This is a genomic window from Rhizobium sp. BK650 (genome assembly GCF_014195325.1).
Taxonomy (GTDB): domain Bacteria; phylum Pseudomonadota; class Alphaproteobacteria; order Rhizobiales; family Rhizobiaceae; genus Rhizobium.
Window position 1 is genome coordinate 1 of record NZ_JACIBK010000029.1, and the last position, 8452, is coordinate 8452.

Below are 8452 nucleotides of genomic sequence, written 5' to 3' on the forward strand. Positions count from 1 at the left end.
AGTAAAAATTACTTCGATTGCGGTAGTGATTCGCTCAAAAGTAGGGCCTGATTCACAGTAAAATCCGCCAAAGTTATGATTGCGTTAACCATATTGTATGGCGTGCAATATAATCGCGAACTGATGCTTTGGAGGCGGTCCGATATTCTGCGAACCTACGCACCTTGTTATTCAACGGGGCAAGAGAGGGAAGCGAGAAGGCGTTGGTCGCAGAACGCACACGCGATATCGAGCGGTTCACGCTCGGTCCCTGAGGACGATACCCGCTGCAGTGCCTTCGATCACAACGCGATTTGGGAAGGAGATCAGCCATGCGTCGCGAGCAGTCAGTGACTGGGCGAAAGGGTGGGGAGGGCGTAGCAGATCGCGTTTTAAGGAGGGAGTGCCGGGACATTGCCGCCCCGGCACATGATACCGATCAGGCCGCCCTGGCGATTGCACCATGCGGGTCAAGAACGAATTTCGTCGCCGCACCCTGGTCGAAGCTTTCATAGCCTTGGGCAGCATCTTCAAGCGAAATCACCTTGGCATTGACGATATCGGCGATCGGAAGACGGTCATGCAGGATCGCCTGCATGAGTTGGCGGTTATACTTCAGCACCGGCGTCTGACCGGTGTGGAACGATTGCGCCTTCGCCCAGCCAAGGCCGAAGCGCAGAGAGAGGCTGCCGTGTTTGGCGGCATTATCCACTGCACCCGGATCTTCCGTGACATAGAGGCCGGGAATGCCGATTGAACCGGCGGCCCGGGTGATCTCCATCATCTGGTTCAGCACGATCGCCGGCTGCTCGCCGCCGGAATGTCCACGGGCTTCGAAGCCGACGGCATCGATCGCGCTGTCCACTTCATTAGTGCCGACCACCTGCGCGATCAGATCTCCGAGCCGGTCGCTCTTCGATAAGTCGATGGCTTCGAAGCCGACGCGGCTGGCGTGGGCGAGGCGATCCTTGTTGAAATCACCGATCATCACCACAGCCGCACCGAGGATGCGGGCGGATGCCGCGGCGGCGAGGCCGACCGGGCCGGCACCCGCGACATAGACGGTTGATCCAACGCCGACCCCCGCCCTGACGGCGCCATGAAAGCCGGTTGGAAGGATATCGGAGAGCATGGTGAGATCGCGGATCTTGGCCATCGCCTTGTCGCGGTCGGGGAATTTCAGGAGGTTGAAATCGGCATAGGGGATTGTGACATAGCGGGCCTGGCCGCCGATCCAGCCGCCCATGTCGACATAGCCGTAGGCGCCACCGGCACGCGACGGATTGACGGTCAGGCAGACGCCTGTGTCCTGCGATTTGCAGCAGCGGCAGCGGCCGCATGCCACATTGAAGGGCACGGACACGATGTCGCCGATATCGAGCATTTCTACATCGATGCCTTTTTCGATGATCTCGCCGGTTATTTCGTGTCCAAGCACGAGGCCTGGCATGGCTGTGGTGCGGCCGCGCACCATGTGCTGGTCCGAACCGCAAATATTGGTGGAGATAACTTTCAGGATGACGCCATGCTCGATACGGCGGCCATCCGGTGCCTCGAGTTTCGGATCGTCGATGTCGCGGACTTCCACTTTGCCGGGCCGCAAATAGACGACGCCACGGTTCTTGCTCATTTCCGTCTCCTCCTTTGAAATCGAGCAACGCGCCAGCAGCTCCTCCCGCGACCGTTGCCTGCTACAGAGTAGACTAGAAAGATCGATGCGCCGTCCCGAAAGCGACGCCTTGCGGGCGGAAATCGCAAAACTACGCTAACGGGCGGGGCGCATCGATGTGGTCGGGCCACCCGCCATGGCGGACCCGGAGGCAGGTGGCCTTTCCCCGGCAGGTGGGGTGCCTCCTGCCGAGGCGCCGCGTTAGCATCCTGACGACGGATGCGATATCAAAACGGTGGCTCCCTTTTGACGTGGCTTCCGCTATAGTTGCAGCGACTGATCCTGGGGGCGATCATGACGCAACGTGGCCGTGCTTTCGCAGACATCGTCTATACCATCCTGATCGTGGAAAAGGCCTGTCCTGTAGAGGTCGTCGCCTCCGCGTTGAACATGAACTATGCCGCCTTTCATTCACGTCTGATCAGCCGCACATGTTTTTCGGCTGAGGAAATCCAAAGCCTGCTGGAAATCGTGCCAGATCCGCGCCTTGCATCCTACCTACTGGAGAAGAGTATCTTCATTGCGGCGGAGCGCTCTTCCGCCACGGGACAAGAGCAGCCTGCCGGATCGTTGCAGCGGGGGGCTACGCGCGTGGTCATTGAGGCGACCGATGTCCTCGAACTGGTCGATGCGGCGCTGGCCGGGGGCGGGATGGATCATCGCAAGCAGCGGCTGGTGCTTAAGGAAATCGAAGACGCGGAGAGGGCGCTCGCATCCCTTCGCCTCTCCCTGGACGGCGCCTATACCGCGTCGTCCTTGCGCATCAGCAAAAGATAGGCTTCTCCTTCCTCGTCAAGGGAGAGCATCGCCTCGATAATCGAGAGTCGTCTCTCTTCCAGAAAGGACTTCCAGGCGCCGCTGGCCGAGGCGAGCCGCCGGTCGACGGATAGAAGACGAAGTTTCAGGAGGTTTCTCTCGCGCACGATGCGCGCATATTCGTGGAGGGCATAAGAACGATCGGAAGGCATGCAGGGACCGGTGAAATTTGCCTGCGCATCTAGCTGGCCCGGTCCAAGTTCCGCCATCAAAACGATCCTGTCGTTTTTACACAGACGGAAGAAACAAAATTGGCGGATCCCGAAGCCAGCCGCTTCGGGATCCAATCTGAATACCTATCGTATTGCTGCCGGCAGCACCTTGAACTTCCAGAACTTATCCGGATGGAAGTAGGTTGTGGCGAACCGGCGAATGTCCTCGGCCGTAACCTTGTCATAGCCGCTGATATTGTCGCGTATCCGCTCAAGACGGCGAGGGTCCGTTTGGGCGCCTTTGAGATACTGTATCCAATATTCGTTGCTCTGCTGCTGGCGCTTCAATGTCTCGATGATCGGTGCGCGGGCACGCATGAGTTCGTCCTGCGAGACCTCGTTCGATCCGAGATCGACAGCGATCTTGTCGACGAGCGCATAGAAACTCTCGATTTTGGCCGGCGTCGTCTCGACATAGAGATAATAGTAGCCATAGCCGGGGATATCCCACGACAGATCCATATCGCCTTGCGGACTGTAGGTCGCGCCTTCGGCGATGCGGAACTGGTCAATCAGCCTGTTTTCGAAGATCTGTCCGGCGACATTTGCGACAAAGCCCCGCTGGATGTCCGAGAGCATGTCGCCAACCGGAGTTGCGACGATGGCTGCGGCGTTATCAGCCCTGCCGTTATGGGTTCTCATAACGGGTTTTTCGGTAGGAGCGGGGAAGCGTATGTCGTTCGCCGCCGTGGCTTGAGCCATGTCCGTGCGGGCCGGCAAGCTGCCGAAGGTTTCGGCCGTCAGGTGGATTGCCTCATTCACCGTTATGTCTCCGACAATGGTGACATCGATCGGCCCGTTGGAAATATGAGGCCCAAACAGCGCTTCGAAATCTTCCATTTTCGTGGCTGAGAGTTGTGCCCGGTCGGGGAAGGTCCAGCGCGGGTCGCCGGAATGGACAAGGCCGGCGAAATCGCTGCTGATGACGGCACCTGGAGTTGCCTCATATTGATCGAGGTTGTTCAGATAGGCCTGCTGGACGCGCTTGAACACTTCCGGCCGGTGGCCTGGATCGGTCGCGTAGGCGGTCATGATCTGCAATTGCGTCGCCAAATCCTCCGTCTGGGTCTGGCCGGTGAATTGGAAGGAACTGTCATCGACGGAAAAGTCTATGCCGGCAATTTTGGCCGCCAGCGCCTTCTGTAGGTCCGGATAATCCATCGCCTTGGTGCCGGAAAGGACGACAGCCGGCGATGTCCAGATCGCCAGGGCATGGTCGTTCGGCAAATCCAGCCGGCCACGGCCGATATCCGTGCGTACCAGCACTTCGTTATCACGTAGCTTGGTAGGCTTGACGCTGAGCCTGACACCGTTGGCAAAGCGCACCATGGTCAGCCCAAGATCCTCGACCACACGGCGTTCGGCGACAGTGCCCGGCTCACCGAAATGGGTGTAGGGCCAGACGACGGTTGCCGCACTGGATGGCGCAGTAACCGGAACGGTGCGGGATGCGTCATAGATCCGCCGGACGTCGTCTGCGCCCCCCAGGGGTGCTTGTGCCGTCTGCAGCAACAGTTGCGGGCCATTGCCGGAGAAGAGACGCGCAAGCGTCTTGTTGACCTCTGGCGCCGTCAGTCCCTTGGTGATCGTCTCGAACATCGAGAGATCGTCCGCCGGTGATGTAAAGACCAGATTGTCATCGACGCTGCTTGCGAGCATCGAGGCGATATCGGTGCTGGTGCGTGTCGCAGCCCCGGCACACGCTGCCTGGAGAAGCGAACGATATTCGGTGATTTCGCGATCGAGCTCTGCCTGATCAACCCCGAATTGCTGAAAACGGCGTTGTTCCTGATCGATCGCCGCCAGCGCTGCCTGCCACTTGTCAGTCTCGGAATTCGCCATCACGACGACGATGTGGGCAGAGTCAAAAAGATCCTGCGAGCCGACGGCGGCGCTGATAAAAGGGGCATTGGCCCTGTTGGCCATGGCTCCCAGCCGGCGTTTCAGCACCAGAAGACCGAGATCTTCAACGAGTTGCTGGCGGCGCTTGGCGAACGTGTCGCGCGAGGCGTCATAGGGGCGCGTCCAGGCGATCTGTACACTCGTCGTACCGCCTGGGACCGCGATGACTTCGGCGCTTTCACCTTTTTCTTTTAGTGTGCCGAGATCGGGCTTCTGCGGGGCAGGGCCGGTGGCTTTCCAATTGCTGAAACGCCGCCTGATCTGAGCCTCGATCCCCTCGGGATCGATATCGCCGACGACGATCAGCGTGGCTCGGTCTGGCCGGTAGTTGGTATGGTAATAATCACGCAGCAGATCGACGGGCGCATGGCTGATGATGTCAATCTTGCCGATCGGCGTGCGCGCGACCACACGCTGTCCGGCGAGCAGGGAATTGGTGACGCCGATTGCGGCACGATATTGTGGGGTATCGCGCAGCCGCTCTTCCGACAGGATGACGCCGCGCTCGCGATCAAAGGCATTGGCATCGAGCGTCAGCTCGCTCGCCGTTTCGCGCATCAGCATAAGACCCGTCGAAAGCGTATCGGCATCGACTTCGGGCAGATCGAGCGAATAGACGGTTTCGTCGTATGACGTGTTGGCATTGGTATCCGGCCCGAAGGCAAGACCCTTGCGCTGCAGGATGCGGATCATCTCGTCCTGGGCGACATGTGTCGAGCCCTTGAAGGCCATATGTTCAAGGAAATGCGCCAGTCCTTGCTGGTTGTCGTTCTCATCGAGCGAGCCGGCGCCGATGCGAAAGCGGATCGCGGCCTGTCCGGACGGCGTAGCGTTTCGCATGATCGCAAACCGCATACCGTTTTCGAGCGCACCGAAGTGGACGTGAGGTTCTGCCGGAAGATCGCTCAGCGTCTGCGGCCAGGGAGCGGACGGATTTTCTGCATGGGCTGACGACCCCAGCGCGACGGCTGCGGCAAGCGCGGCCGCAGCGAGGATCTGAGAAAAGATATGGTTTTTCATATGTCTAAAGGGCATTTCGTCCAGGTGTGGGCATGAAGAGGGTGTGACGTCAGCACGGACTATCGAATAGGCTGTGTTTCGCATCAATGTCTATTTTGAGACAAGCTCGTGCCAACGACTGCTCTCCCCCCAAATGGCCAGCTCCCAACCGCGGCGGAGGCGAAGTAATTGGCGCGCACCTGAGCCGTGGTCTCTCCCACGAGGTCGGGTGCGCGCCAATTACATCAACAAACGGGGAGCTTTTTCAGGATGATGACTTCAGAGCGGAATTCCGCCGGTGCCCGTGCTCGGCGGCCCGCTCGGAGAGGCGGGCGGGCTGCTCGGGGCCGGCGAGCCACCTGTGCTCGGCCGGGATGTTGTACCTGAGTTGCCATTTGATTCACTTGGTGCAAATGCCGATTGCTGGGGTGGCTTCGCATCGTCTTTTTTCTTCTGCTGCTGCGAGATGATCAGCGCCCATTCACTGAGCACGCAACCCTGCAAGAGGCTCGCTGCGCTCGTGAGCACCGTTAAGAGCACTGCAACGTGTCTGATACGCCTGACTGGAATTGGCATGTGAGTACCGTCCCTCAATAAAATGAGTGCGCAGGCGGCGTTCAGCGCATCGCACCCATGATAATTTCAACCAGTTGTTGCTCTGCACTTTTTCTGGATGTGTAATCCCGCGAGCGGCAACAGCGGTTGTGGCTATCAGGCAATTGTTTGCCCAATATTTGAGGCTCGAAAAAACGGCATGGTGGTCGGTGCGCATGGTCGGCTGGCGCCATTGACGCTCACAGCGTTTTAGATTTTTTGATCAGGCTGCTCAGGCGGTGGCGAGGCGCCGATGCTGCGAAGCACGAAATCAGGAACGACCTGTTTGCCGTACAATCGCGACACATGCGCGATCATGTTGCGCATGACGTTTGCACGACCCTGTTCCAGGGCGACGTGGCGCGCAGAGGTGAAGTAGAGATATTCGACCGCGCCGGCAGCGTGATCGGGTCCAAGTGCCGCAAGTGCATGTTCCAAGGCATTCGGCAATTTTTGATCCGGCGCCGCGACCATCCAACTGATCATCAGGCGGATCTGGGGCGGGCAATCCGAACCGAGATCAGCCATGTCGGTGGCCCGTGCTGCCGAAGATGGACTGTGTCCGGCAGCCAGCAGTGCGATGCACTTCAGAACCCTCATGTGACGGTGAAATTCCGATCCCGGTTCGGCCACTCTGATACCTTGATCGAAGATTCCGACGGCTTCATCAAAACGCCCGCGTGCATATCGCAACTGTCCGAGAATGGGCAGGCCGGCGGTCGAATCCTGGGTGCGGGCGAGGGCGCGCTCGGCAATTTCCTCGGCGAGGTCAAGATGGCCTCGGTTGATGAAGTAGAGAAGCTTGGCAGCCCCCAACATCAGCAGCGGTTTGTCCTCGATTTCGGGCAGGCAGTCCAGGACGGTCGCTTCGATCTCGCTCTCTATGCGATCGCGTTCCCCTAGGCTCATGCCGTCATCGAACGGACTGGTCAGGACAAGGCGCGCAAAGAGATGCAAACCCCATTGAATCGCGGCGTCGGCATCGAAGGGATCCTGCGAGCGGCCTTTAGCAAGTTGCTCGCCGCTTGCCAGCCACTTCGGATTCGAGGTCGACAGCAGGTTTGAGGCCCTTCGGAGCCGGGATTCAGGCGTTTCATCCAAAGGTATGCCGAGCCCGTTGGAGGCCTCTTCGAGGGCCTGTTGCAAAGTATCGACAACGCTTTGAGATACGCGCGTCGCCTCGTTTGCGAATGAGATATTATCTGTAACATCGATATGCAGACGAAACGCTTTCATGATCCGCTTTGACGGCATTTCCCGCAGAGTGGCCGCACAGTTGAGGCGGCCGGTATCGGTGTGAAAACTCACCTGCAGGAAATAGCGCGACTTGTCATAGGCAGAGAGAAGATTTCTGTCGGCAACAACGACCCTGCGGCCGGCGGCGATACCTGCAGCAATTATATCGCGAAGTTTGTCCATCAAGGACATGCCTTGTCGACGGAGCGGATGATTCTGGAGCTCGAAGCTTGGACCGATGATCAGGAAAGCATCGATCGGACCCCGGCGAGATGACGTCGCGATCCAGACGTAACCCTCGCCATATTGGGTGGCAATATAGATGGGTGATTTTGCATTATCACCCAGCTTCAGCCGCAACCTGTTGACCAGAAAATCGATATTGCGGTCGGAGGAATCGGAGCCCGGCTGAGCGATCTCATCCAGCAGACGGCTGCGAGTCATAAGACGTTGCGGATTGCTGGTGAAAGCAAGCAGCAGGGCGCGCTCGTTTCTGGTGAATTGGATTGTCTGCCCGTTGCGATGGGCAAACATGCAAGCTTCGTCGATTGTCAGATCTCCAAAATGGAGAGTTTTTGCCTTGCCTGTATCCGCAAATGAAATCATGTCAATTCCAACCGCCTGACCGGCGATCACCGCAAGTCCGGCGATCGAGCGGCTTTACACCAAACTGAAGCTGCAAGGCTATAAACGAGTTTGCGCGAAACAATATACGTCGTTTGACAGAAGCGCCCGCCTGAGCTCGCGATAGATGGTCGATCGGCGACGTCCGAGCTTCTCGGCGATGACCGCGACACTGAGGCCAGCCGTCCTCCCGCGAGCAATCTTACGGCGTTCGTCAAATCCAATCTGGGAGTAGGTGCGTCTCATTGCGTCTTCCTTGCGAGTGATAACCCATTGACATCATTCGCAAGTCGCACTTCATCCTTGAACCCACCCGGCTACATACAATGTGGCGGGGAAGTTGAAATGTCCGCTGTCTGGCAAAGTAGAAATGTCACTTTGGACGCGTCTTCAGCCATTTAGAAATGCGACACCCGCTCCT

At 58.4% G+C, this 8452-nt stretch carries 5 protein-coding genes and 1 pseudogene; 1 reads left to right on the forward strand and 5 read right to left on the reverse strand.

Annotated elements, in window-relative coordinates:
- Positions 1–418: 418 nt before the first annotated feature.
- On the reverse strand, positions 419–1609 hold the full coding sequence (gene fdhA / locus FHX15_RS30660) for a formaldehyde dehydrogenase, glutathione-independent (protein ID WP_184402079.1): 1191 nt from the start codon (positions 1607–1609) through the stop codon (positions 419–421).
- 333 nt (positions 1610–1942) lie between these two features.
- Between fdhA and FHX15_RS30665 the strand changes: the two genes are divergently transcribed.
- Positions 1943–2425, forward strand: coding sequence for a phage regulatory CII family protein (locus tag FHX15_RS30665; RefSeq protein WP_184402080.1), 483 nt, complete (start codon positions 1943–1945; stop codon positions 2423–2425).
- Here FHX15_RS30665 and FHX15_RS30670 read toward each other — a convergent pair.
- The 4 genes and pseudogenes from FHX15_RS30670 to FHX15_RS30685 all read right to left on the reverse strand — a co-directional run.
- On the reverse strand, positions 2389–2751 hold the full coding sequence (locus FHX15_RS30670; protein WP_184402081.1) for a hypothetical protein: 363 nt from the start codon (positions 2749–2751) through the stop codon (positions 2389–2391). The genes FHX15_RS30665 and FHX15_RS30670 overlap by 37 nt on opposite strands.
- Positions 2752–2760: 9 nt before the next feature.
- On the reverse strand, positions 2761–5598 hold the full coding sequence (locus FHX15_RS30675) for a M16 family metallopeptidase (RefSeq protein WP_409527054.1): 2838 nt from the start codon (positions 5596–5598) through the stop codon (positions 2761–2763).
- A gap of 783 nt (positions 5599–6381) precedes the next feature.
- The gene (locus FHX15_RS30680) at positions 6382–7941 is read right to left on the reverse strand and encodes a helix-turn-helix domain-containing protein (RefSeq protein ID WP_184402083.1); all 1560 of its coding nucleotides are present in this window, start codon (positions 7939–7941) and stop codon (positions 6382–6384) included.
- A 198-nt stretch (positions 7942–8139) separates the two neighbouring features.
- Positions 8140–8277 (reverse strand): annotated as a pseudogene (locus tag FHX15_RS30685) (helix-turn-helix domain-containing protein); the annotation flags it as partial.
- Positions 8278–8452: the final 175 nt, after the last annotated feature.